The sequence below is a fragment of the Allobosea sp. 05T439 genome (assembly GCF_056396005.1).
On record NZ_JBFTKP010000015.1, the window covers coordinates 36,255 to 60,583 of the forward strand.

The 24,329-nt window shown below is 61.0% G+C and carries 21 protein-coding genes and 4 pseudogenes; 9 read left to right on the plus strand and 16 right to left on the minus strand.

What is annotated here, in order from left to right; translation table 11 throughout:
• Positions 1–101: 101 nt before the first annotated feature.
• Positions 102–1,241, minus strand: a pseudogene (locus tag AC1DIO_RS18540) (IS3 family transposase); the annotation flags it as partial.
• Positions 1,242–1,343: 102 nt separating this feature from the next.
• On the opposite strand from AC1DIO_RS18540, the gene tnpA (AC1DIO_RS18545) reads away from it, so the two are divergent.
• From tnpA (AC1DIO_RS18545) to tnpC (AC1DIO_RS18555), 3 genes and pseudogenes are all read left to right on the plus strand, one after another.
• Positions 1,344–1,724 (plus strand): IS66-like element accessory protein TnpA, encoded by a 381-nt coding sequence (gene tnpA, locus AC1DIO_RS18545; protein ID WP_476853846.1) that lies wholly within the window; start codon positions 1,344–1,346, stop codon positions 1,722–1,724.
• Between the two features lie 17 nt (positions 1,725–1,741).
• Positions 1,742–2,068, plus strand: coding sequence for an IS66 family insertion sequence element accessory protein TnpB (gene tnpB / locus AC1DIO_RS18550; protein WP_476853847.1), 327 nt, complete (start codon positions 1,742–1,744; stop codon positions 2,066–2,068).
• Between the two features lie 112 nt (positions 2,069–2,180).
• Positions 2,181–2,999: pseudogene (gene tnpC, locus AC1DIO_RS18555) on the plus strand (IS66 family transposase); the annotation flags it as partial.
• A 233-nt stretch (positions 3,000–3,232) separates the two neighbouring features.
• On the opposite strand, the pseudogene AC1DIO_RS18560 reads toward tnpC (AC1DIO_RS18555), so the two are convergent.
• Positions 3,233–4,236 (minus strand): annotated as a pseudogene (locus AC1DIO_RS18560) (IS110 family RNA-guided transposase).
• Positions 4,237–4,297: 61 nt separating this feature from the next.
• Between AC1DIO_RS18560 and tnpC (AC1DIO_RS18565) the strand changes: the two are divergent.
• From tnpC (AC1DIO_RS18565) to AC1DIO_RS18590, 6 genes and pseudogenes are all read left to right on the plus strand, one after another.
• A pseudogene (tnpC, locus tag AC1DIO_RS18565) lies at positions 4,298–5,104 on the plus strand (IS66 family transposase); the annotation flags it as partial.
• A gap of 245 nt (positions 5,105–5,349) precedes the next feature.
• Positions 5,350–5,574, plus strand: coding sequence for a hypothetical protein (locus AC1DIO_RS18570; RefSeq protein WP_476853848.1), 225 nt, complete (start codon positions 5,350–5,352; stop codon positions 5,572–5,574).
• Between the two features lie 168 nt (positions 5,575–5,742).
• The gene (gene tnpA / locus AC1DIO_RS18575; RefSeq protein ID WP_476832807.1) at positions 5,743–6,138 is read left to right on the plus strand and encodes an IS66-like element accessory protein TnpA; all 396 of its coding nucleotides are present in this window, start codon (positions 5,743–5,745) and stop codon (positions 6,136–6,138) included.
• Entirely contained in the window at positions 6,135–6,482 is a 348-nt protein-coding gene (gene tnpB / locus AC1DIO_RS18580; protein WP_476832808.1) for an IS66 family insertion sequence element accessory protein TnpB, read from the plus strand. The genes tnpA (AC1DIO_RS18575) and tnpB (AC1DIO_RS18580) overlap by 4 nt, the downstream gene beginning before the upstream one ends.
• Positions 6,483–6,581: 99 nt before the next feature.
• Positions 6,582–8,189: an IS66 family transposase gene (gene tnpC / locus AC1DIO_RS18585; RefSeq protein WP_476832809.1), complete on the plus strand. Its 1,608-nt coding sequence runs from the start codon at positions 6,582–6,584 to the stop codon at positions 8,187–8,189.
• Between the two features lie 10 nt (positions 8,190–8,199).
• Entirely contained in the window at positions 8,200–8,820 is a 621-nt protein-coding gene (locus AC1DIO_RS18590) for a UPF0149 family protein (protein WP_476853849.1), read from the plus strand.
• Between the two features lie 359 nt (positions 8,821–9,179).
• Here the strand turns inward: AC1DIO_RS18590 and AC1DIO_RS18595 are convergent, their stop codons facing one another.
• From AC1DIO_RS18595 to asnB, 14 genes are all read right to left on the minus strand, one after another.
• The gene (locus tag AC1DIO_RS18595; protein ID WP_476853850.1) at positions 9,180–10,559 is read right to left on the minus strand and encodes a hypothetical protein; all 1,380 of its coding nucleotides are present in this window, start codon (positions 10,557–10,559) and stop codon (positions 9,180–9,182) included.
• An 83-nt stretch (positions 10,560–10,642) separates the two neighbouring features.
• The gene (locus AC1DIO_RS18600; RefSeq protein WP_476853851.1) at positions 10,643–11,440 is read right to left on the minus strand and encodes a class I SAM-dependent methyltransferase; all 798 of its coding nucleotides are present in this window, start codon (positions 11,438–11,440) and stop codon (positions 10,643–10,645) included.
• A gap of 5 nt (positions 11,441–11,445) precedes the next feature.
• On the minus strand, positions 11,446–12,618 hold the full coding sequence (locus AC1DIO_RS18605) for a DegT/DnrJ/EryC1/StrS family aminotransferase (protein ID WP_476853852.1): 1,173 nt from the start codon (positions 12,616–12,618) through the stop codon (positions 11,446–11,448).
• Between the two features lie 3 nt (positions 12,619–12,621).
• Complete coding sequence (locus tag AC1DIO_RS18610) at positions 12,622–13,311, minus strand: class I SAM-dependent methyltransferase (RefSeq protein ID WP_476853853.1); 690 nt, start codon at positions 13,309–13,311, stop codon at positions 12,622–12,624.
• Positions 13,308–14,552, minus strand: a complete 1,245-nt coding sequence (locus tag AC1DIO_RS18615; RefSeq protein WP_476853854.1) for a class I SAM-dependent methyltransferase — start codon at positions 14,550–14,552, stop codon at positions 13,308–13,310. The genes AC1DIO_RS18610 and AC1DIO_RS18615 overlap by 4 nt, the downstream gene beginning before the upstream one ends.
• On the minus strand, positions 14,546–15,286 hold the full coding sequence (locus AC1DIO_RS18620; protein WP_476853855.1) for a glycosyltransferase: 741 nt from the start codon (positions 15,284–15,286) through the stop codon (positions 14,546–14,548). The genes AC1DIO_RS18615 and AC1DIO_RS18620 overlap by 7 nt, the downstream gene beginning before the upstream one ends.
• On the minus strand, positions 15,279–16,442 hold the full coding sequence (gene gmd, locus AC1DIO_RS18625) for a GDP-mannose 4,6-dehydratase (RefSeq protein ID WP_476853856.1): 1,164 nt from the start codon (positions 16,440–16,442) through the stop codon (positions 15,279–15,281). The genes AC1DIO_RS18620 and gmd overlap by 8 nt, the downstream gene beginning before the upstream one ends.
• Positions 16,443–16,515: 73 nt before the next feature.
• On the minus strand, positions 16,516–17,478 hold the full coding sequence (locus tag AC1DIO_RS18630; protein ID WP_476853857.1) for a lysylphosphatidylglycerol synthase transmembrane domain-containing protein: 963 nt from the start codon (positions 17,476–17,478) through the stop codon (positions 16,516–16,518).
• A gap of 158 nt (positions 17,479–17,636) precedes the next feature.
• A complete protein-coding gene (locus tag AC1DIO_RS18635) occupies positions 17,637–18,389 on the minus strand; it encodes an ABC transporter ATP-binding protein (protein WP_476853858.1) in 753 nt (250 codons plus the stop codon).
• Positions 18,390–18,400: 11 nt separating this feature from the next.
• Entirely contained in the window at positions 18,401–19,144 is a 744-nt protein-coding gene (locus AC1DIO_RS18640; RefSeq protein ID WP_476853859.1) for an ABC transporter permease, read from the minus strand.
• A gap of 122 nt (positions 19,145–19,266) precedes the next feature.
• Positions 19,267–20,328 carry an NAD-dependent epimerase/dehydratase family protein gene (locus tag AC1DIO_RS18645; RefSeq protein ID WP_476853860.1) on the minus strand — a complete coding sequence of 354 codons (1,062 nt, stop codon included), beginning with the start codon at positions 20,326–20,328 and terminating at the stop codon, positions 19,267–19,269.
• 74 nt (positions 20,329–20,402) lie between these two features.
• Positions 20,403–21,344 (minus strand): NAD-dependent epimerase/dehydratase family protein, encoded by a 942-nt coding sequence (locus AC1DIO_RS18650; protein WP_476853861.1) that lies wholly within the window; start codon positions 21,342–21,344, stop codon positions 20,403–20,405.
• A gap of 8 nt (positions 21,345–21,352) precedes the next feature.
• Positions 21,353–22,312 (minus strand): NAD-dependent epimerase/dehydratase family protein, encoded by a 960-nt coding sequence (locus AC1DIO_RS18655; protein ID WP_476853862.1) that lies wholly within the window; start codon positions 22,310–22,312, stop codon positions 21,353–21,355.
• A 25-nt stretch (positions 22,313–22,337) separates the two neighbouring features.
• Positions 22,338–24,275 (minus strand): asparagine synthase (glutamine-hydrolyzing), encoded by a 1,938-nt coding sequence (asnB, locus tag AC1DIO_RS18660; protein ID WP_476853863.1) that lies wholly within the window; start codon positions 24,273–24,275, stop codon positions 22,338–22,340.
• Positions 24,276–24,329 lie beyond the last annotated feature (54 nt).

Genomic DNA, 24,329 nt, shown 5'->3' on the forward strand with positions numbered 1-24,329 from the left:
GGAAACAGTTCATCTGAACATGAGCTTCTGATTGTAGCAATTTCAATCAAGCGCGGCGACACTACTTTCGGCGCATTCGGCGCTGACGATACTCCCAAGTTTTATCCAGCTGTGAGTTCGTTTCCGGCGGTTGTGGAGCCCGTTCGGGCCGGTGAAGCGGCGGGCTCTGGCGCTGTGCTTTTCGCATAGCGGGGGGCCAGGGCCCTGCGCGGAGTGAAGGTCGAGGCGAAGGCTGCGGGCGTCTGCCAGCCAAGCCGGGAGTGAGGGCGGGCAATGTTGTAGTCGACGCGCCAGTTGGCCAAGGCCGTCCGTTCCTGTGCCAGGGACGAGAAGAGGGGCTCGTTCAGCAGCTCGTCTCGCAGGCGGCCGTTGAAGCTTTCGATGAAGCCGTTCTGCATCGGCTTGCCCGGCGCGATATAGTGCCATTCGACGCAGGCCTGATCCGCCCACGCCAGAATCGCGTTGCTGGTGAGCTCGCTGCCGTTATCGCTGACAATCATCTTCGGCCTGCCGCGCTCGGTGATCACCCGGTCGAGTTCGCGAGCGATACGAAGGCCCGACAGCGAGGTATCGGCGACCAGCGCCAGGTTCTCGCGCGTGCAATCATCCACGATGGCCAGGATCCGGAAGCGGCGGCCGTCCGTGAACTGGTCGGAGACAAAATCGAGCGACCAGCGTTCGTTCGGTGCGAGGGGAACCAGCATCGGCGCTCTTGTGCCGATGCCCCGTTTACGGCCACCGCGCCGGCGCACGGCCAGCTTCTCATCGCGATAGAGCCGAAAGAACCGCTTGTGGTTCACGACATGGCCTTCGCGTTTGAGCAGGACATGCAGGCGCTGATAGCCAAAGCGCCGTCGCTCCCGGGCGATCGCGATCATTCGCTCCCGCAGGCGCGGTCATCAGGCCGCGCAAATTGGTATCGGACGGACATCCGGCAGCAGCCGATGGCTTTACACGCCCGCCGTTCGCTCGCGCGTGACGCTCCACGAGATGAGCGACGGCTTTCCGATCGGCGGCGGGCGTCACCATTTCTTTCCCAGCAGATCCTTCAGCGCGACATTGTCGAGCATCGCATCGGCCAGCATCCGCTTCAGCTTGGTGTTCTCATCCTCCAGCGTCCGGAAGCGCCTGGCCTCCGACACGTCCATCCCGCCGAACTTCGCCTTCCACTTGTAGATGCTGGCGTCGCTGACACCGTGCTTGCGGCACAGATCTGCGACCGAGGTCCCGGACTCCTGTTCGTACGCATGCGGTGTAGGCCGCCTTGCGGCGAGAGATTTCGACGTCCAGCTTTTCGCGGGCAATCCAGCATCAGTGCTGGCAGCGCTGCTGGAGAGCTCGGCGTGGATGATGAGACCTATGTTCGGCGCAGGCGCTGGAGCACGGAAGAGAAGCGCGCGGTCGTGACGGAGGCGCTGTCGAGCGGGAACGTCATCGAGACGGCGAAGCGGCACGGCATTCAGGCGCAGCAGATCTACCGCTGGCGCGAGCGGCTCGATGAGCGGCAAAGTCCGACGGCGTTTCTGCCGGTGTCGATGGCACCGAATGCCGTGCCGCTCAGTCCGGCACCGAGGCCGCATCAGGATCACCGACCAGCAGCGCTGCTGGATCGCTCGCCGCGGGTCGAGATCGTGTTGTCCTACGGTCGGCGGATCATCGCCGAGGGCGGCGTCGACGTTGATGCGATGGTTGAGTTGGCGCGCGGCCTTGAGGCGTTCAGGTGATCCCGGTTCCGGTCGGCATGAAGGTCTGGCTGGCGACGGGCCACACCGATATGCGCAAGGGGTTCTCCTCGCTGGCGCTGGTGGCGCAGGAGGTCTTGAAGCGCGATCCGCTCGGCGGCCACATCTTCTGCTTTCGCGGGCGTCGCGGCGATCTGTTGAAGGTGATCTGGCACGACGGTCAGGCGGCGAGCCTTTACGTGCGGCGGCTGGAGAAGGGCCGCTTTCTGTGGCCGTCACCGGCTGACGGCGTCGTTGCGATCACACCCGCGCAGATGGGCTATCTCCTCTCCGGCATCGACTGGCGCAATCCGGTGGAGACGTGGCGGCCGACCTCGGTCGGATGAGACCTTTTTGCTTGTGTTCTCCGAGAGATGTGATTCCATCCTGGTCGTGAGCAACACCGCCGCATCGACGACTTCGCCGTCGCTGCCGACCGATCTGGCAGCGGCGCATGCGATGATACTGGCCGAGCGCGCGGCGCGGCTCGAGGCGGACGCGGCCGCCTCTCTCGCGGCTGCGGAAGCACTGAGGGCGAAGGCCGAGGCCTCGTCCGTCGAGGCGACGATCGCGCATCTGAAGCTGATGATCGAGAAGCTCAAGCGCGAGCTCTACGGTCAGCGTTCCGAGCGCACCCTGCGTCTCATCGATCAGATGGAGCTTCAGCTCGAGGAGTTGGAAGCCAGGGCGACTGAGGACGAGATCGACGCGCAAGCAGCGTCACGCCGAGTGGCGACACTGCCGCCTGCGCTGCGGCGTCACCCGGTGCGCAAGCCGTTCCCCGAGCACCTGCCGCGCGAGCGCGTCGTCGTGCCGGCCCCGACCTCGTGCCCATGCTGCGGCTCCTCAAGGCTGTCGAAGCTCGGCGAGGACTTGACCGAGACCCTGGAGGTCGTCCCGCGATCCTGGAAGGTCGTCCAGACGGTCCGCGAGAAGTTCACCTGCCGCTCCTGCGAGGCGATCACGCAGCCGCCGGCGCCCTTCCATGTGACGCCGCGCGGCTTCGTGGGGCCGAACCTGCTGGCGACAATCCTCTTTGAGAAGTTCGGGCAGCATCAGCCCTTGAACCGCCAGAGCGAGAGATACGCTCGCGAGGGCATCGACCTCTCCGTTTCGACGCTGGCCGACCAGGTCGGAGCGGCGACCGCGGCGCTGGCGCCGCTGCATGCGTTGATCGAGGCGCATGTGCTGGCGGCCGAGCGTCTGCATGCCGACGATTTGACGGTGCCGATCCTCGCTAAGGGCAAGACCGACACGGGCCGGATCTGGACCTATCTATGGACGGCCCCCGCTTCGCAAGGGATATTCGCATCGTTCCGGCAAATCGTCGTTGCAGCTATCTATCCGGCCTTATGGCGTCGCTGCCACGGGCCTTGATGAGATCCGCGGATCGGCGCCCAATTACGTTGGCGAGCGCGAAGCTCGATAGGTCCAACGGGCTTGGCCGATCCCGGTCCGACCGGTTGCCATCACTTTGCCGAATGCCCTCGCAGACGAACCGGGTTCCGATTTTACGCCGGAAGCCGGTATTCCTCCCCGCTCATCATGATCGCCCATGCGATCCGAGCGGTTTTGTTGGCGAGCGCGACGGTTGCGACGTTGAACGGACGTCGGTCGAGCAGCTCGGTGATCCAAGCGTTTCTCACCTGATGAATCCGGACACGATGGACAGCCGCTCGAGCCCCATGGATCAGCAGCTTGCGGATGTAGCCATCACCACGCTTGCTGATCCCGCCGAGCCGCTCCTTGCCTCCGGTCGAGTGCTGTTTTGGCACTAGTCCAAGCCAGGCAGCAAAGTGCCGTGCCGAAGAAAAATGCTTGGGATCGCCCACCGTGGCAGCAAGCGCGGTCGCGGCGAACGGGCCTATCGTGGTCACTTTCATCAGCCGGCGGCACACCTCATCGTCCTGGGCGGTTGCGAGGATGGCCCGATCATAGCGCTCGATATTCTGCTCGGTCTCTCGGATCTGATCGGCCAAAACCAGGAGGGCCCTGCGGGCACATTCCGGAATGCGCTCATCAGTTCCGACGAGCTCCATCAAATCGCGGGCACTTGCCTTTCCCTTGGCGGCAACGATGCCGAATTCGGCCAGGTGACCACGCAGAGCGTTCACCGCACCGGTTCGTTGCCGTGTCAGGAGATCGCGCGTGCGATGGAGCATCAACAATCCTTGCTGCTCCGCGCTCTTGAGAGGAACGAACCGCATGCCGGGACGCTGAACTGCCTCCCAACAGGCTTCCGCGTCTGCGGCGTCGTGCTTGTTCGTCTTCACATAAGCGCGCACGTAACGGGCCGGCATGAGCTTGGGCTCATGGCCCAACTTGGACAACTCCCGGGCCCAATGATGAGCACTGCCGCATGCTTCAGCCCGACGACGCAACCTGGGAGCCGTGAAAAGAAATCGAGAACCTTTCCACGGGCCAGTTTTCGGCGAATGATCTCACCATCCTCGGTGACCCCGTGAACCTGAAACCAGCTTTTCGAGATATCGAGACCGATCGTCATCCTTGTCATGGCTGTCCTCCTCATGCTGGAGCCGCTGAAGCCTATCAGTAGCGGGGACCGTCCATCTCATTATGTGCGCGATGACGGCCCCTTCGCCGGACCTGCGCCGCCGGCGGCGGTCTATTACGCCTCGAGCGACCTACGCGGCGAGCACCCGCAGAAGCATCTGGCCGGGTTCGCAGGCATCCTAATGCGACTGTTACAGCGGCTTTGAGCCGCTGTTCGACCCCCAGCGGAAGCAACAGCCAATCACGCCGGCGTTTTGCTACGCTCATGCCCGGCGCGGATTCTTCGAGCTAGCCGACATCGCGAAAAAGGCCCGCGACGGCAAGAAGGGCAAACCGGTCTCCCCGATCGCCCTGGAGGCGGTCAGGCGCCTCGACGCGCTGTTCGAGATCGAGCGCGCCATCAATGGCTGCAGCGCCGACGAGCGGCATGCCGTGCGCCAGGAAAAGAGCAAGCCGCTTCTCGACGACATGCATGCCTGGTTGCTCCGCGAGCGCGAAACCCTCTCGCGCTCCGCCGAGGTCCTGAAGCCGATCAACTACATGCTCAGGCGCTGGGCCGACTTCGCCCGCTTCCTCGATGGCGGCAGGATCTGTTTGTCCAACAACGCCGCGAAAGAGCGCTGCGAGGCATTGCTCTGGGACGGCGCAACTGGACCTTCGCCGGTTCCAAGCGCGGCGCCGATCGTGCCGCCGTCATGCTCACCCTCATCGCCACAGCCCGCCTCGACGGCGTCGACCCGAAGGCCTGGCTCGCCGACGTCCTGGCCCGCATCGCCGATCTGCCCGTCTCGCGTCTGCGCGAACTCCTGCCCTGGGAGTGGCGGCTCCTGCGCGAAGCTGAAAAGCCCGCAGATCAGCAGGCCGCCTGACCCTCGCAAACCGTTATCATAGCGCCGACATCGTACGCGCGCGGGCCTCTATCCCGCGGCCCTCGTCGTATGCGTACTGATCACCGAAATCCCTCTCCCGACCATCAGGAGAAGCATCGGTGATGACGCGCCGCCGGTCTCCCGGGGCGCGCCCCGGGAGACCGGCGGCAGCGCTAAACTGGGGAGAAATCAAACGGCGCTTCTGAGGAGTTTTGATCCGGCAGCCACAATCGCGGCCTGAAACGATGCAGCTCAACAAGGTCCACTCCGTCCGGACCCTGGCGCTCGTCGCCCTTGATCTCGGCAGGGACGAAGACTGGCTCGCCGATCTCGCTCTCGACATGGAGCCAGAGGACGGGCTGATCTGGGTCTACGATCCACCGCACGAGGACGGCACTATGGCCTTCACCGACTTCGGCGTCGAAAGCCTGCTCAACCTCATCGACATCCATCGTGACAGGACGAAATAAGCACGCCGCGGCCCACGCCGGATGGATACTGATGTTCCTTCAAGATCGCGATGATCTGCTCTTCCGTAACCGTCCGGTCTCGGCCGCCTTGCGCGGTGGGCGGGGTTTCCCGAACGGTGTGACCTTAAGTCTAGCTTTAAGGTCATGGCGATGGTTCGGGCGGAGGTTTTGGGCGCGATCGAGCGGCGACGACGCTGGCGCTATGAGGACAAGGTCCGGATCGTCGAGGAGAGTTTCGCCGCGGGTGTGACGGTGACGGATGTGGCGCGTCGCAACGGCGTCGCGGCGAGCCTGGTTTTCACATGGCGACGTCAGGCGAAGCTGGGACAGCTGAGCGGCGGTCATCCGGCGCCGCTTCTGCTTCCGGTCGAACTGGCTCCTGCCGTGACCGACCTCACGCCGGCCCCGGCATCCGAGATCGCCGGCGCGGAGCCTGCGCGTCGAAGCCGTCGTTCGTCCGGCATCATCGAGATCGCGCTCGGTTCTGGCCGCAGGCTGCGGGTCGATCGCGATGTCGATGCGGATGCGCTGCGGCGGGTGCTCGACGTGTTGGACCGGCGATGATCGCGATCCCCGCCGGGATGCGGGTTTATCTCGCCATGGGCCCGACCGATATGCGCAAGGGCTTCGACGGTTTGGCGGCACTGGCGCAAGGGGCGCTGCAGCAGGATCCTTTCTCTGGCCACCTGTTCGTCTTCCGCGGCCGCCGTGGCGACCTTCTGAAGGTGCTGTACTGGGACGGTCAGGGCTTCTGCCTGTTCGCCAAGCGGCTGGAGAAGGGCCGCTTCATCTGGCCGGTGACGACGGACGGCGTGGTGCGGCTCACGCCGGCGCAGTTGTCCATGCTGCTGGAAGGGATCGACTGGCGCGCGCCGATCCGAACCGATCGCCCCAGCCTGGCGGTATGAAGCGGAGGGCCAGGGGCCGATTCAGAGACACGGCCTGCGGTCAAGATCGACCATGATTCAATGGCTTGGCCGCCAGCTTCCCGGTAATCTCGGACGACCATGCCGAGCGCCTCCGCAGACCTTCCCGACGACGTCGCGACGCTCCAGGCGCTGCTGATCGCGGCGCGGGCCGAGAGCGCCGCCCATCTGCTCATGATCGAGAAGCTGAAGGCGCAACTGGCGAAGCTGCGCCGGATGCAGTTCGGGCAGTCGTCGGAGAAGCTCGACGCCGCGATCCATCAGCTGGAACTGGCGCTCGAGGATGTCGAGGAGGGCACGGCGGCACGGACGGTTCTGGAGCGCGCGATCATGCCCGCAACTCCCGACGCCCGGCAGCATCCGGTTCGTCGTCCCTTGCCCGATCACCTGCCGCGCGAGGACGTCGTGCATTGGCCGGCGGGCATTGCCGGCGGCGATCTCGGCTGCGGCTGCCCGGCCTGCGGCGGACAACTGCGCCGGCTCGGCCAGGACGAGACCGAGGTGCTGGAGCGCGTCACCCTGTTCAAGGTCGTCCGGCATATCCGCCCCAAGATCGTCTGCCGCCTGTGCGAGATGATCGCGCAGGCGCCGATGCCGTCGCTGCCGATCGAGCGCGGGCGGCCTGGCCCTGGATTGCTCGCCCATGTGCTGGTGGCCAAGTATGCCGACCATCTGCCGCTGTACCGCCAGTCCGAGATCTATGCCCGTGAGGGCGTCGACCTCGACCGCTCGACCCTGGCCGATTGGGTCGGATCGGCGGCGGCGCTGCTCGCGCCCCTGGCCGAGGCGATCGGCCGACACGCGCTGGCGGGGCACACGCTCCACGCCGACGATACGCCCGTGCCGGTGCTCGCGCCCGGCTTTGGCAAGACCGCGACGGGTCGCCTCTGGGTCTATGTCCGTGACGAGCGACCCCATGCCGGAGCTGCGGAGCCGGCTGTCCTCTATCGCTACACCCCGGATCGGAAGGGCGTGCGCCCGCAAGGCCATCTCCAGGGCTTTGCGGGATATCTCCACGCCGACGGCTATGCCGGGTTCGACAAGCTCTATGCCGGCAGCCAAGGCCAACCGGCCGCGGTCATCGAGGTCGCCTGCTGGGCGCATGTGCGGCGCAAGTTCTTCGACATCCATCAGGCGAACGCCTCGCCGGTCGCAGCCGAGGCCTTGCGCCGGATCGGCGAACTCTACCAGGTCGAGGACGCTGTCCGCGGCCGCCCGCCCGACGAACGACGACGATCGCGTCAGGAGCATGCCGTTCCGCGCCTCGCGGATCTGCGAAGCTGGCTCGACAGGACGCTGCCAATGCTGTCGGGCAAGAGCGAACTCGCCAGGGCGATCCGCTACGGACTGTCGCGCTGGCCCGCGCTGACCCGTTACGCCAGTCGCGGCGATCTGGAGATCGACAACAACGCAGCCGAACGCGCGATCCGGCCGCTCGCCATCGGCCGCAAGAACTGGCTCTTCGCCGGCTCCGACAGCGGCGGCGAGCGCGCCGCCGTCATCTACACCCTGATCGAGACCGCCAAGCTCAACGGCCTTGATCCCCAGGCCTATCTCCGGGATGTTCTGGCCCGCATCGGCGACCACCCCATCAACCGCGTCGGTGAACTCGCCCCTTGGAACTGGACGAGCCATGCCCGGACTGTCGCGCCAACAGAAGCAGCTATCGAAAGCGCTGCTGGAGCTTGATGAACAGGCGATGCTAATCGAGGAGCTGGACGGCTTCATTGCCGGCCTCCTCGTCTGCCCGCAGATGATCCCGCCCAGCGCCTGGCTGCCATGGGTCTGGAACAGCGAGGATGGTCAAGGCGAGCCGGTGTTCGAGAGCCTCGACCACGCCAACAAGGTCATGGGACTGGTCATGGCGCTCTACAACGATGTCGCGCGCACGCTGTTCGACCAGCCAGAGCGCTATGGTCCGATCTTCAGCATCGACAAGCGCCATAACGAGATCATGTGGGAGATCTGGATCGAGGGCTTCGAAAAGGCCGTCAAGCTGAAGCCCGACGCCTGGTTGCCCCTCGCCACCGCCGATATCGAAGCCGCCAAGGCCTGGACCGGCCTGATGACGCTCGCCGACGTCGCCCGCCGCGATCCCCGCTTCTCCGACGAGCAGATCGAGGCCATCACCGCCACGGCCCACGACAAGATCGCCGACTGGGTGATCGAACTTAACGACTGGCGCCTCGCCAACGCCCAGGCGCCAACCATCCCCGTCCGATCAAACCCCTTCGCCGCTCCAGCTCAGAAGGTCGGGCGAAACGACCCGTGCCCCTGCGCCTCCGGCAAAAAATACAAAAAATGCTGCGGCCTGAACTGAGCGCCAAAGCTCACAGGGCCGAGACCGGACGGTTACGCTCTTCCGAAAAGCGGCTGCGCTTCATGTTCTGGTCCTCTCGAGGGGCCAGAACGAACTTCAAACCGGATTAGGAACGAGGGGCAACGTCAGTCCGCACTCATGTGAAATGTTGCTGTCGCCAGTTTTTATCCAACGGAAGCTCGCTGCTGCGCTTCGGCCATATGAGCGGAGCTTTCTAGTCATCTGGCCTCACAGAGGCTGCGCGTGATGATTGCCAGCCGCCCGGACTCCGGCCGGCCATCTCAAACGGATCGCCTCCGCACGCCTCATCCCGATCCCCCAAGCAGGCCAGCAACCCTCCGGCGTTCAAGCGATAAGCGTCACCAAGGATAATTCTGCGGCAGATTGAGGAAAGTGGTACGGGCAATGGCTGAGCCAACAAGATATAAGAAGGCAGCCCCGATAATCAGAGCTCGTCTCCGCGAGGACAGCGCTCTAAACCACGCCCCGCGAATAAAGCGGCGCACGAAAATAAGCATCAAAAGCACAAATCCTACATAGCTTACACTGATTTTATACCCGGTCGCGAAGCCGGGGATATAAAAATAGTCTCTATGCATGATTGGTACGTGCATGATCATGCCGAGAACAAAGATGCAAACCGAAAGGATAATCACGTTGCGCTCGGCCCGCTCGCTCGCTGCAGCGATTCGAAGCGCAGCGAAGATGGTCACCAGGAAAGCGCCAAACGCGAGACCCGCATACCATAGCCCCATCATGCGGTATGCCATGCCCGGGAACTGGGCATACGCGGTATTATACGGATTGAGATCGTTCATGTTCCTCCCGAGCATCACTGCCCACGACAACGGAGGAAACGGCAGAAACTGCCTGAATGATTGTTGCGCCAGAGCCCCGACATTCAGCAGTGCATCATCCAGCATCAGCAAAGCATTACGGTAGGAAAAGAAGTAAGAAGCCTCGCGATTGATCGAAAGCGCCTCTTCTGCTCCTGCCCCGACTCGTAGCGCCAGATAGCCGGCGACGAGGATACAAACGGCGCAAAGCAACCTCAGCCGTGGTGAGTTAAGGAAAGAAGCCCCCCCCTTCTCTCGATCAAGCCAGATCGTAATTGACAGATAGGCGGCTACGGCCAGCGCCAAGCTCAGACCTTGCTCCCAAACGCCAAGAGCAACGGCAACACAAAGCAGAGCGCCGATTTCCGCCCGCCTCACCTGCTCGAGGCGGGACAGGAAATAGACTGACAGGAGGGCCGCAATCTGCAGCAGATAGCAAGCGAGCGTTGAGACGAAGCGCATTTGAAATGGCACTGCGTCGTTCAACCCGATCAGGATTATCGCAAGAATGCTGAGGCTCGCGTTCCGGAAAAGCTGCCATGTGACGTAGGCCGCCGTCGCACAAGTCACCGCCAATAGAACGGGATGAAGCCAGGTCAACCGTGTTGCTACGGCCAGCGTCGGCACATCTGCGGCCGACAGACCCAAGGCGGGGACAAGAATGTTGAAGTCCAGGTAGCCGATGAGCCCGAAGCCGAATGGTGAAAACCGCTTATAGCCTTCAGCGAAGTCCATCACGGCCAACGTTTGGAAGAAGGAGGCCCCGCGAAAGAAGGTGACCTCTTGGGGAGCATAATAGGTCTTGACCGGTAGAAAATGGACGTAGCTCAGCCATCCTGCGGATATCACAGCGATCAGCAGAAGCGCGGCTGTGAACGGGAATCTGTGGGAGCTACCGATCATTTTCCTCGCCTCCACGCGAAGTCAGTACTGAGGACCAAATAGGCGCAAGGAAGCGGACTTCAGAGCGAGGCCAAATCGACAAGTCACTTCGTCAAGGAGAGAAAGACCAATCCGTGGCTACCCTTTGAAGCGCAGATTCCAGACACGAAACGACTCAGTGGCGCATGGACTGCACCGACGAAAGCCTTGCGGATACTGGAACTCAGTATCCAGCGCCCAAGAATCTTTTTCGTGAAAAGCGACGGCAGGGCAAATGCCGTCATAGTGTCGAGGGAAGTTGTGACATTCGCTGGCGCGTATGTTCTTTGCTCTACCACGCGAAAGCCAGCTTCCGCGAAAAGTTCGGCCCAAGCCTCGACCGAATAAGCATGATAGTGGTTCCAGAACTTGTTGTACCAGCGGCCGTAGCGCTTGGCTGCACCACGCAGTCCGAGGGCGAAGAGCAGGCGAGCTGGCAGCACGTTCCTCTCCCACTGATCCGTGGGAATCGTCACGTAAAAGCGCCCTTCCGGCGCAAGAAGCCGATGCGCCTCTCGCAGAACCGGCATCAGATCGGGGATGTGCTCGAGGACGCTGTTTGAGAAGATCGTGCGGAAGCTCTCATCGGGGCGTGGAATGCTGTCACCGCCGCATACGACCAATTCGTGATAGCGCTCATAGATGCGTGCGCGAGCGATCTCTGCCGGATCAAAATCGATGCCCAGATCGACTTTCTCGGCAAAGAGGACGGCAGCGAAGACGCCGTCGCCGCAGCCGATGTCGAGCACTGGCCGCTGGAACTCGTGTGCAGCGAGCAGGTCGCATTCGAGCGACCTTTCGATCGCTAGCGCTGCGGGTGCCACCTGCAGGTAATGCCGGAGAAAATCACTCTGGAAGCGCATTTGTCTCACTGTGTCTCACGCAGATGGGTGCGAAGGCTGTCACATACCCGCTCCATTTCCGCTTGGGAAAGGCCAACGAATGTCGGCAGAACGATAACGCCGGCACTGATGCGGGATGCCGCCGGCAGTTCTGGGCAGCGGTAGGGCGCGAGCAGGTTCAAGGCATAGAAGCCGGGGCGGGTCTCGATCCCATCGGCGGCCATCCGTTCCATAATCGCGTCGCGCCGTGCCCGCAGGCGATCGAGGTCCGTGTCGCCTTCCAACCGGACCGCCATCGCCCACAGGACGGGATCAACCGCCAGCTCGAACTTTTGCACAACAGCGCAAGGCAGATCGGACAACAGCGCCTCATATGCGGCATGGATACGCTGGCGCTCGGCGATGACTTCATCGAGGTGGAGGAGCTGCGCGCAACCAAGGGCCGCCTGCAAATTCGTCAGGCGAAAATTGTAGCCGACGACGTCGTGCCAGTAGCGCCTCGTCGCCATACCGTGAGACCGCAGGATACGCATGTGCTCGGCGAGCGCGTCGTCGTCGGTCACGACCATTCCGCCTTCGCCTGTCGTGATCGTCTTAGTGGCATGGAAGCTGAATGTTCCGACACGCCCCATCGTGCCGGCGAAGCGGTCGCCATAGCGGGAGAATGCCGCCTCAGCGGCGTCCTCGACGACGGTTATTCCCAATGCATCGGCTGCCGCCGTAATGGCATCCATCCTCGCGACGTTCCCGTATAGATGCACGGGCATCACCGCCTTCGTCCGCGGGGTCGTCAGTCGCTCGATCTCGCCGGGATCGAGAAGCCAGCTATCCCGATCCACGTCCGCGTACAGCGCGGTTGCCCCCAAACTGAGGGCGACATTGGCGGCGGCGACGAAGGTGAACCCCGGAACGATGACCTCGTCTCCCGGCCCAATCCCTAGCCCGCGCAAAGCTAGTTCGATCGCGGTCGTTCCGTTCGAGACCGCGAGTGCGTTGCGCGCGCCTACGCGCTGTGCGAATTCGCGCTCGAGCCGGTCGACGTAGGGTCCACCGGAGATCCAAGTCGAGCGCAGGGCGTCAAGGAGGAACTCCTCCTCGTCCCCGAACATCATCGGGCGTGCCCATGGGATCGGGCCGGCTTTCCCGAAACACGCGCTCGGCGCGGCAGCGTCATCTACCGGCGTTGACTTGGCGACCATCGTTCACCTGCGCGCGTAGACGGCAAATCCCGTCGCGAGTGGCTCGAAGACACGTTGTGTGAAACCGAGTTCCTGGAGCCGGCGGTCGATATTGGACCGAGTATGGTAATGATACCCGCGCGGATCGATCAGCTTGGCGAACTTGCGAATGATGTTGATCGGATTTTCGGCGTCGAGGAAATTGAACATCGCCACTTGGCAATGTCCCAGCATGTTGTCCATGAAGCCTCGCTCATCCTGAATATAAGGCAGAACCCCAATCGCGATCGCGACATCGGTGTCCGGAATCACGGCGGACGATATGTCATGCCGCTGCACCGAGATTTTTTCCCTCAGATGTTCCGGCAAATTTCTCGTCGTCAGGGCGACGGCTGCATGGGCAAAATCCAGCGCCAGAACATCGGCGCCGTTCTCGGCCATCAGGATGGAGAAAATTCCGCTGCCGCAGCCGATATCGGTCGCGCGCTGTCCGGGCCGGACCTCCCGATCAATGAAGGAGCGCACCATCAGATAGCGCTCGCGCATGAACTTCTTCTCGATCGGAAAAATGAAGCGCCTGTAGAGCGCCCGAACCACGCGCGGTCCCGCGAGGCCCTCCTCCGAGCCGGTGTCGTAGAAGCCCGAGAACCCCTCGATATTGCGTTCCCAGTACTGCTTAGTACGTTCGGAACGAAGCTCTTTCTCGTCCTTCATCCGACAATCTCCAGATCAGGAAGCGGAAAGATCAGTTTTCCACCACGCTTTCTAAATTCCGCCTCCCGCGCGATGAACTCGTCTTTGAAGTGCCAGGGCAGAACGAGGAAATAGTCTGCCTTCCCGCGCGCCTCTTCCTCGGAGACGATGGGGAGAGAGGTACCAGGCGTACGGCGTCCCCATTTATCGGGATTCCTGTCCGCGCAGCCGGCGATAATCTGCCGATCAAGCCCAAAATATTGCAGGAGGACGTTACCTTTGGTCGACGCGCCATAGACGTAGATCCGCTTGCCGCCAGCGGCTTCGCGAGTCAGGAAGTCGCGCAATGCCAGCTTGATGCGCTCGACGCGCTCGACGAAGGCAGCATAAGGAGCATCGCTCTCCAGTTCGAGCGATGCTTCCTTGGCCCGCATCGCGTAGACCCGATCGCTGGTAGCGTGAGACGCCTCACGCCGGCAAACCCAAGTCTGGAAGCTGCCGCCATTGATGTCATTCAGTGCCACGTCGAAGATGCGCAAACCATGCGCCTCGACGAGCCGGTCGATCTGCCTCAAGGCATAATATTCCAGATGCTCATGGCATATCGTGTCGAATGAATTGCGTGAGAGCATAGTCGCGAGATAACTCTGCTCGAGCACCCAGATCCCCTGCTCGGCCAGCGCAGACGCTATCGCCGCGACGAAGGCGCCGGGATCCTCGAGATCATAGAACATCGAGATCGAAGTGATCGCGTCGGCCTTGCCCTGCGGGCTAATGGCTTGAAACGCCTGTTCCGAGAAGAAGCGCGCGTGAACGTTTAGATGTGCCGGATATGAAGCGCGGAACATCTCGGCGATCGGATCGATGCCGAGGCGAACGAGTTCGTTCTCATCGTAGGCGCAAAGCAAGGTGCCGTCATTGCAGCCGATATCGAGCACGACGTCTCCGGCCTTCAAGCCAGCGCGCTGCGTGATGCTGGCGGCGATACCCGACAGATGCGCCCGCATCGTCTCGTTGATGCCCGAACGATAGCCGTAATTGTCACCGAACATCTCGGCAGTATCGACGGAGTGCTTGAGCTGCACTAGTCCACACTCCGCGCAACGCATGAGCGTGAGCGGCGCGCTCGGCGGATCGGCCTCCGATGCTGCTGGAAAGCGGCCCGTAAGTGACTGAGAGCCGAGATCGATTGCGAGCCGCAACTGACCGCTGTTGCAAATCCGGCAGTTGTGGACTTCCTTAAAAAGGCTATCGGCTACCATCGCTTCACGACCTTTAGGTAGAGAACGTAGAAAGCGGCGCGCGTATAATCCGCAAAAATCCGAAGAAAGCGGGTCTTGCTTTCTCCGCCGAGGCGTTCCCCGTAGAAAACAGGTAATTCGACATGCGTGAAACGCTCGCGCTGAGAAAGAAGTAGAAGCCTGAAAAAATAGTCGCCGTATCCCCAGAAGATCTTGTCGTAGTCCAATTTCAAGATTTTCTCGCGCCGAATAGCAAACAACCCGCTCAAATTGTCATCGATTCGTGTCCCCAGGAGAAGTCTGAGAAAGATATTATAGAGATAACTCAGGTAATATCTGAGCAGGCTCGACATTCCACCGCCGAACGTGAAGCGGGAGCCGACGGCGACATCGACATATTGGGCGACCTGGACGAGCAAGACGCCATCGGCAGGCTTATGATTGAAGTCGGTATCCATTACCAGGATGACGTCGCCGCTCGCCCGCTCGATCCCCTCCCGGATGGCGTAGGCGAGGCCGGGTTTCTCGCTGCGCACGATCAGCAGCACCCCCACGTCGTCCGAAAACGCATCCCGCACGGCCGCCGCTGTCCCGTCCGGACTGCGGTCGTCGACGACTAGAATCTCGTACGTGCGCTTCGCTTCGCGAAGGCGCGTGCGCAGTTCTTCGACGAGCAGGACGATGTTCTCTTTTTCGTTGAAGGTCGGCAGCACCACGCTCACCGACGGTTGCGTCACAGACAACAGATCACCCATCGTATCGAGCAGATTGAAGCCCGGCAGCCGCCGCGACAGTTCCTGCCGTCTCCTGCCCCGCCTTCCGATCGAGCGCTCGGCGTGCCGACCTCGCCGCCGTCTCGCCGCCCCGTTCGAGCGAGTGGCGTTCCAGATCGGCCTGCACCATTTGCCTGACCATATCCTCGAACGAGATCTCGGGAACCCAGCCCAGCTTCACCCGCGCCTTGGTCGCATCGCCCAGAAGATAGTCGACCTCCAGCGGCCGGAAATACTCGGGATCCACGGCGACGAGTGTCTGCCCGGTGTCCGCGTCGATGCCGGTCTCGTCGACACCAGCTCCTTTCCACACGATCTTCCTGCCAATGCAGGCGAAAGCCAGTTCCACGAACTTCCGGACCGAATGCGTCTGGCCGGTCGCCAGCACATAATCGTCCGGCTCCGGTTGCTGGAGCATCTGCCACATGCCGCGCACATAATCTTGGGCGTGTCCCCAATCGCGGTGCGCGTTGAGGTTGCCAAGATAAAGCCGCTCTTGCACGCCAGAGGCGATGGCCGCGACGGCCCGGGTGATCTTGCGCGTTACGAAGGTCTCGCCCCGAACAGGGCTCTCGTGGTTGAACAGGATGCCGTTGACGCCGTAGACGCCGTAGGCGCTACGGTAGTTCGCCGTGATCCAGTAGGCATATAGCTTTGCCGCCGCGTAGGGGCTGCGCGGTTCGAATGGCGTGAACTCGTTTTGCGGGCGAGTCGGCGAGTTGCCATAGAGCTCGGATGTCGAGGCCTGGTAGAAGCGGGTGTGCTTTTCGAGCCCGAGCATCCTGATTGCTTCGAGCAGCCGCAGAGTTCCGAGCGCGTCGGACTGAGCGGTGTATTCCGGCGTCTCGAAGCTGACATGGACGTGACTCTGCGCCGCCAGGTTATAGATCTCTGAGGGTTGAATCATCTGAACGAGGCGCACGAGGCTCAGGCCATCGGTCATGTCGCCGAAGTGCAGGAAGAAGCGCACGTCGCGCTCATGCCTGTCCTGGTACAAGTGATCGATCCGCTCGGTGTTGAACGACGAGGACCGACGCTTCATCCCGTGAACGACATAGCCCTTGTCGAGCAGAAGCTCCGCGAGATAGGCCCCATCCTGACCAGTGACCCCGGTGATTAGAGCCGTCTTCGGGGACATTGATCTTCCTTTATAATAAGGACGCTACGAGCGCGCGTAAGTCTGCGCGTAAACAGCAAGTGGGTGTAGTTGGTCAAGCGCTTTCGGTAGGCTGTCGGCCAACTTGATGCCGCCTCGATTGCGGGATCAGCGACCAGGCAAGGGCTCCGGGAAGACCGGAAATAAGATTTGCCAGCCCGAGGATGATCGACGTGGCAATGGCCACCGAGATTGACTGCCCGAGGACCGAGAAGCCGAGGGCGAGCCCCGCCTCTCTTACGCCCCACCCTCCAACCGAGATCGGCAGGCTGCTGACGAGCATGACCGAAGGCATGATCAGCATGATGTCCACGAGACCGACGTCGGCCCCGAGCTTACGCGAAACAAAAACCGTGATAAGAGCATTGAATAAATGCATCAGAAGGGAAATAGAGACGGACAAAAACAAAATTGTAGGATAATTAAATAATTCTCGCACATCAGAAATAATCCTTGCAGCGGCCAGGAGCACTCTACTCGTTATATAGTTATTAAAAAATCGGTCTATGAACATGAAAACTATCAAAACAACAACAAACAAGATAATAAAACTAAACAGAACAAGAAAGACACCGAGATCGAACTTGATGAACACAAGCGGAAGACCCGCAAAAATGAGGACAAGCAAGGCAATGAAACCAACAAGCCGCTCGGTCACTACGCTGCTGATCGCAAACCGCAACGGGATCTGCCTAGCCACCTGCCAGATCCGAACGGCATCCCCACCGACCGAGGTTGGAAGAATCTGATTGAAAAAATGTCCGATCATCGTCCACAGCAGAGAGAGGCGCAGACTGAACCTGATCTCATAAATGCGGAGAACGATGACCCATCGGATGGCATTCAAAGCGAGGATGGCCAAATAGGCCAGGAAGCAAAAAAACAATAAGAAGAGGTGCCTTACATCGATAAAATTCCTAAAATTACCGCAGATAAGACCATACGCTATGCAAGCCAGCAGAATGGCCGGGAAAAACCATCGGAAAAGCGTCGAATATTTGAAGAAGAAATCGATCATTCTGCCTGGGAATCTAGTCACGAGGGCGGGTTTATGGTCCAGTCGAACGTTACGACCTCAAGGTCGCACCTCGTGCCTGCTCAGTGGTCAACCGAGGCGCCAGTATGCCACGAGCAAACCTTGTTAGAGATCACTATCAGCCCCACCGCCTCGACATTTCAGCCTTGGACTGAAGCGAGGTAAGCGGCGCAGACGGATTTCACCTCACCGAACTCCTTGATGAGGCCGCCCTCCACCCAGAGTGCCTTGGTGCAGAATCGCTCGACGAGTTCCGTGCCATGAGAAGCAAAAACCAGAATACGCGAACGCGAGATCAAGTCGATCATCCGAGTCTCGGCCTTCCGGACAAAAGCCGCGTCGCCAGCACCAAAGACCTCATCGAGAATAAGGATCTCCGGATTGATCGAGGTCGCGATGGCGAAGGCCAGCTTTGTCTTCATACCCGCCGAATAGGCACCCACGTGCAGGTGGATAAACTCCTCAAGCCCGGTGAACTCGACGATCTCGCGGCGCTTCTCGTCGATGTCGACCGGCGCTACGCCCAGTAGCAGCAGGCAGAACTCGATATTGTCGAATCCTGAGACGTCGTCGCGCATGCCGAGTCCTACCGTCAGTAGCGCTCCGACCCTGCCCTGGATGACGGCCCGGCCCGAGGTCGGCGGATAGATGCCCGCCAACACCCGCAACAAAGTCGATTTGCCAGCACCGTTGGGTCCGATAACGGCAACACGATCCCCTTCCACCAGCGAAAGATTGACCCCCTTCAATGCCTGAAGGATCGGCCGCTCGCGCGTATCCAAGGTGATACGCATCGGCTTGAGAGGGGTCGACAGCAAGCGCTTGAGTGAGCGCTGATCCTGCTGGAGCAAGGGAAAGTCTACGTGCACGTCTTCGAGAACGATCTTGACCATGACCGCCCTCCTCAGAGCCAGTAGATGATGCGCGAGCGGAAGCGGCTGTAGAACAGATGCGCCGCCGCAAAGCCGCACAGCGTTATACACCCGACCACAAGATATGAGACCAGAGCGGGGTTCGTTCCAAGAAGAGGCGCCCGAACGAGATCAATCACGTGGAAAAACGGATTGAACAACGCCACCCATTCCTTGCCCGCCAGCGCCTTGGCCGGCCAGATCACCGGGGTAATGAAGAATGATATCTGCAAAAGGCTCTGGATGATCGGCAGCAGATCGCGGAAGCGCGCGCCGACCATCCCGACCAGCGGAACGAGCCACAGCGTCTGCAGGAAGAGAAGCGCAATACCGATCATGGCAAGCAGTGCGTGGAACAGAGTAATATCGACAAAAAAGAAGAGGACGGCCAAAGCAACGACAAATTGATTGGCGAAGACAATGACATTTCGCCAAATCACACGAAAGACATACACAAAGGGAGAGCGGCGAACTTGTCGAATATACACCTCGGATTCGACAAAGGTCATTACGCTTTCCGCGCATATCGCCGAGATAAAATTCCAGACGACCGCCCCCACAGCAACGAATGGGAGATATTCTGCCAATGAAACCTTGAAAAGCGTGCTGTAAACAAACGCCAACGCCAGGACGAAGATCGCGGTGGTGGCGATCAGCCAGAGCGGCCCTACCCAGGAGCGGCGATAGCGCGCGACAATGTCATGCCAGCCGAAGCGCAGCCATAAGCGCCACGCCATCAGGCCTTCGACAAAATCAAGGGAAGCAGATCTATTTGTGTCTGATATCATGGATGCTTTGGCTGCCTCGCCGGGGGCGGACGGGCTTCTTCACTTTGTGGCTTCAGGAACCGCCTGCGAGCTCAAACATACTTCCGTACGTCTGGCACGAAATGCGCGTGGCTCATCATACAGCGCGTGATATTTGCTTTATTCGCCTTCGTCCACTCAACCGTACGGCGGATGCCCTCTTCATGCGGAATTTCGGCAACGAAGCCCAGTTTCTCGCGAGCCTTGTCGGTCGATGCGAAGCGCTGGCCGGAGCGATCCCAGTCGCGGGCAGGCGTCAGCGCGATTGGGGTGGCATTGCCAGTCGCAGCGTTGATCCGTTCCGCCAACTCGCGGATCGAGACCTCGGCGCCGGAGCCAAGATTGTAGATTTCGCCGGGGTCACCCTTGAGGCCACAGGCCATCAGCCCGCGAGCCATGTCCTCCACGAAAATGAAGTCGCGGGTCGCGATGCCACCGTTCTCGACCGGCAGAGCCTCCCCATGAAGCGACTTCCAGACGAAGGTCGGGGTCACATTGCGCCAAACAGTGGCAGGCGTACCGCGCCAGCGCCCAGCCCCCAGGATCTCGCCCGGCCCATAGACGTTCTGGAAGCGCGCCTTCACGAAGGGTAGGCCGTAGCGGGTGTGATAATAATTCCCGTACATCTCTCCGATGAGCTTCGAGATCGAATACGGACTGTCATGGAAGAGGGAGACGGGCGCCTCCTCGGTCGTCGCCGTCGCACCATCGAATGTCTTGGCAGCAACCGCGCAGCCCGCCGCGGAATAGACCACCTTCTTGAGCGACTTGATGTCCTTAAGACGTTCGAACAGCTTCAGGGTGGTCAGCGTATTGTTCTCATGGTCCATGAGAGGGTCATGGATCGAGGACTGGTTCCCGTGGAAGCAGGCGAGATGGTAGGCGTAATCGAGGTCATCATCGAGCGCAGCCAGGATTCGCTCGCTCGTAATCGGCCCCGATACCAAGCGGACCACCGGATCATCCGGAACATTGACCGGATCGGCGGACAGGAAATTGTCCACGATGGTTAGCTTGCGGGGGCGTTCCTTCAAGATGAAGCGCACGAGGTTCGAGCCAACGAAGCCCGCGCCACCAACGACGAGGACGTTCTTGCCCGTGAAGGTTTCGGTCATGGAAACGATCCGTTCTTTTCATCGCCAGCGGGCGCCTGCCCGCCGCGAGCAATCTGGCTTCGAGGCTCCGCCGCTCAGGCTTTCGCCGGCGGCGCCTTCAGGTGGCTGTAGATGGCGGTGACACCATGGGCGTCATACCAGGTGAGCATCCGCCGAATGGTCTGTTCGAACGAATAGCGCGGCCTCCAGCCGAAGGTCTCCATCGCCTTCGACGGATCGAGCACAACGGCAGGCACGTCGTCCGCTCCAGGTTCGACCTCAGGCACGGGCTCGGGCAGGGTGATACCGAGATGATCAACGACGATGTCGAAAATCTCCTTGATCGTGTGGCCAGTCCCCGTGGAGACATTGAAGACGCCGGTCGGCGCCCCCTCCGCCATGACCAGATCCATGACCGAAAAGAAATCGTCCATGTCGATGAAATCTCGGACTGTCCTCGAACAGAAACAACCCTTGCCCGCCTTCAACCGCGTATAGAAGGTCGGAATCGGCCCGATGGCGAGGCGCGGCCCCGTCACGTTTGCCAGGCGAAGCGAGACGAATGGCAGGCCGGACATGGCCAGGTAGTTCTCGCCGGCCTGCTTGGAGATGCCATAGCTCGTGAAAGGGCGAGCCGGAGCATCGACCGGGATCGGCAGGCGCTCCGGACGGCCATAGCCGAGAGCCGTATGGAAATTGACGAACCGCGTGACACCGGCCGATTTTGCGGCCTCGGCCACGTGAATCGTGCCTTCGACATTCGTGCGAGTGTCCTCCAGCCAGTCGTCAGGGTCCTTGTAGGCGGCCGCCGAATGGATCACGTGGCTCGGCTTAAACTCCGCGAACAGCTTCTCAACCAGGGCCCGATCCGTGACCGAGCCCTCCACGACACCCATCCTGGGATGCTCGCCCGGCAGCGAACCGCGCTGACCGGTGGTAAAACTGTCGAGCACCAGCACGTCGTGCCCGGCCTCGAGATAACGCACGGTCAGGTTCGAGCCCAGGCAACCGGCTCCACCGGTGATGAGGATCCGCATCGTTAGCCTCAGGCCTTGGACGCTGTCTTGATGTCGGCCCGGGCTTCTTTGAGATGCGTGTAGCCACCGACCACGCCTTCCCTTTCCCAGCGCTCGACGGACAAGCGCGCAATCTCCTCAAGAGGCGTGAATGTGACGTCGCCGAAATCCGCGAAGGTGCGGGATGGGTCGAGAAGAATAGAGGGTGCATCATCGGGGCCGAGGGGCTTCACCTCGGGCTCGGGATAATCGTTGAGCTTCATCGCCTTCACGACGGCGTCATAGAGCTCCTTGATCGCGACGTCCTTGCCGGACGAGAAGTGGTAGGTTCCGTTGCCCTTGCCGTCAGCGGCCTGCACCACGACCTTGGCGAGGTCGCCAGCGAAGCAGAAATCGCGGCGGGCTGGAGTGACGAAGCACTTCTTTCCCTCGGCAAGGCGGCCGTAAAAGATTGGGAGCGGTCCGGAAACGTTGCGCGGTCCGATAACATTGGCGAGTCGAAAGGTCACCCAGTCGACCCCCGAAAACTGGACGTAATGCTCACCGGCCGTCTTCGAGATGGCGTAGCTCGAATTCACGGGGTTGATCGGATGATCGAGCTGGATCGGCTGCTGAAGCGGTTTGGTTCCATAGCACAACGCCGTCTGGAAATAGATCAGGCGGCCTACCTTGTGGGTCTTACAGGACTTGGCGACATTGGCGCCGCCGACTGCGTTGACGAAGGCATCGGTCTCCCAGTCTTCCGGGTCCTTGTAGGATGCCGCCGTATGAACAACGACGTCCGGCTTGAACTCGGAAAAGAGCTGGTCAAGCAGCTTTCCATCCGTGATCGACCCTTCAACCTGGGTCAATCCGTCCTTGTCGAGCAGGTTGTCGCGACGCCCCGTCGCAAAGTTGTCTAGCGACATCACAGTATCGCCGCGCTCGAGGAACATGTCCGCTGCTGTCGAGCCCACTTGGCCCGAGCCACCGGTAATGAAGACCTTCATGGTAAAGTCCCTATGATATCTGAAGTTATTGAGCGGCGACCTGTGCAGGCTCGATCTCGTCGAGCATGCGCCGATAGTCGGTCGCGCGATCATGGAAGAGCTGATGCCAGAGCTCGAGGCTCATCAGCCCCCAGGTCTTGCGTGAGAAGCGCTCGGCCTTGTCGAAATTGGCAAGGATCGCATCCGAATTGAAGAACTCGCGGTGCCGGTTCTTCTGGGTAGAGAAGACGTCCGAGACCATATCCTTCAGTTCTCCGGAGAACCACTCGTTCAGCGGGACTGGAAAGCCCATCTTGTCACGCCGCTGGGCGAGTTCCTGCGGTAAGTCACCCCCGAAGGTAGACTTGATGAAATGCTTCATCTGGCCGCCCTTGAATTTGATGTCCGCCGGAATTGTCGCCGCGAACTCAACGACTGAGTGATCCAGCAGAGGCACGCGCGACTCCAGGCCGTGCGCCATCGACATCCGATCCTCGACCTGCAGCAACGCAGGCAGCAGGCATTTGAAGTCGAAATGCGTCATGGAGTCGAAATAGGCTTCCTTCTTCACATTTCGCTCTGAATTGAAGATGGCCTGGAAACGCGAGAACACCCCCGCCCGATCCAGCGCCGACCAGTCGACCTCGTCGGCCATATCGGCAGAGCGGTCGATCAGCCGGAAATAGCGCTCGTCGAGCGGGCCGAACAGCCCCTTGGAGAAGAGCTGCCGGATCAACGGCTTGTATTCCTGGAGCACCGTCAGGTGCGGAATGATCGATTCGGGCGTAACGACAAAGTTGCCATTCTTCTGGGTCCCGTCGATCGACGCCTTCAGGGCCTGTTCGAGATAAGCTATCAGGTATCTTGCATAGCCCCCGAAGATCTCGTCCCCGCCCTGCCCGCCGAGCACCACCTTGACATGCCGCGCAGCCAATCCTGACACCATATACTGCGGGAACGATCCTGGTCCGCCTACCGGTGTGTCGAGGTGATAGAGAACCTTGGAAATGTTGTCTCGAAAGTCTTTCGCCGTGATTTCGATCTGATGGAGTTCGATCCCACCGTCCCGGCAGGCCGACTCGGCATAGGAGCTTTCGTCATAACCGGGGAACTCGGTGAACTTGCCATGAAACCCGATACGACCAGAAGCCTCCTCCCGTCCCGCCAGGATGCCGATCAAACTTGAATCGATACCACCCGAGATATAGGCGCCGACCGGCACATCCGAGCGCAGATGAACGTTGACGGAATCGGTCAGCCGACTCCGCATTTCCTCACCGAACCAGCGCGGCGTATGGTCCCAGTCGACGTCGTAATGCACATCCCAATAGCGGAAGACACGCAACTCACCGTTCTCCACCGTCAGAGCGTGGCCAGGCAGCAGCGTGTGGATGTGTTTGAACAGCGTCTTTTCGCCGATCGTGTACTGGAAGGTCATGTACTCGGCCAGTGCGTCCGCCTCGGTCGCAATCTCCGGCAACAGTGGCAGCAACGCCTTCATTTCCGAGGCGAAATACAGGGTACCCTCGATCACCGCATAGTAAAATGGCTTGATGCCGAAGCGGTCGCGCGCCGCGAAAAAGCGCTCGCCGTCCCACAGCCCGAAGGCGAACATGCCGCGCAGATGAGTCAGGCAGTCTACGCCCCACTTCGCATAGGCCGCCAGGACGGTTTCCGTGTCCGAGGACGAGCGGAAGTCCCAGCCCGACTTCAGCTCCGCCATCAGCTCGACGTAGTTATAAATCTCGCCGTTGAAGGTGATGACCGCGCCATTGCCGCCGATCATCGGCTGGCGGCCGCCGGGCGACAGGTCGATGATGGCGAGCCGGCGATGGGCGAGTCCGCAGACATCGCCCGGCGCCTGCCAAACGCCCTGCCCGTCCGGACCGCGATGCGCGATCAGGTGGCTCATGGTCGCGAGCGCATTACCAAGCTTAGCGACAGGCTGGCGAACCAGCGACACCGCTCCTGCAATTCCGCACATGGCAAACCTTCTGAAACTTCTCCGGACCGAGGGTGAACCTCGTTTCCCGAAACC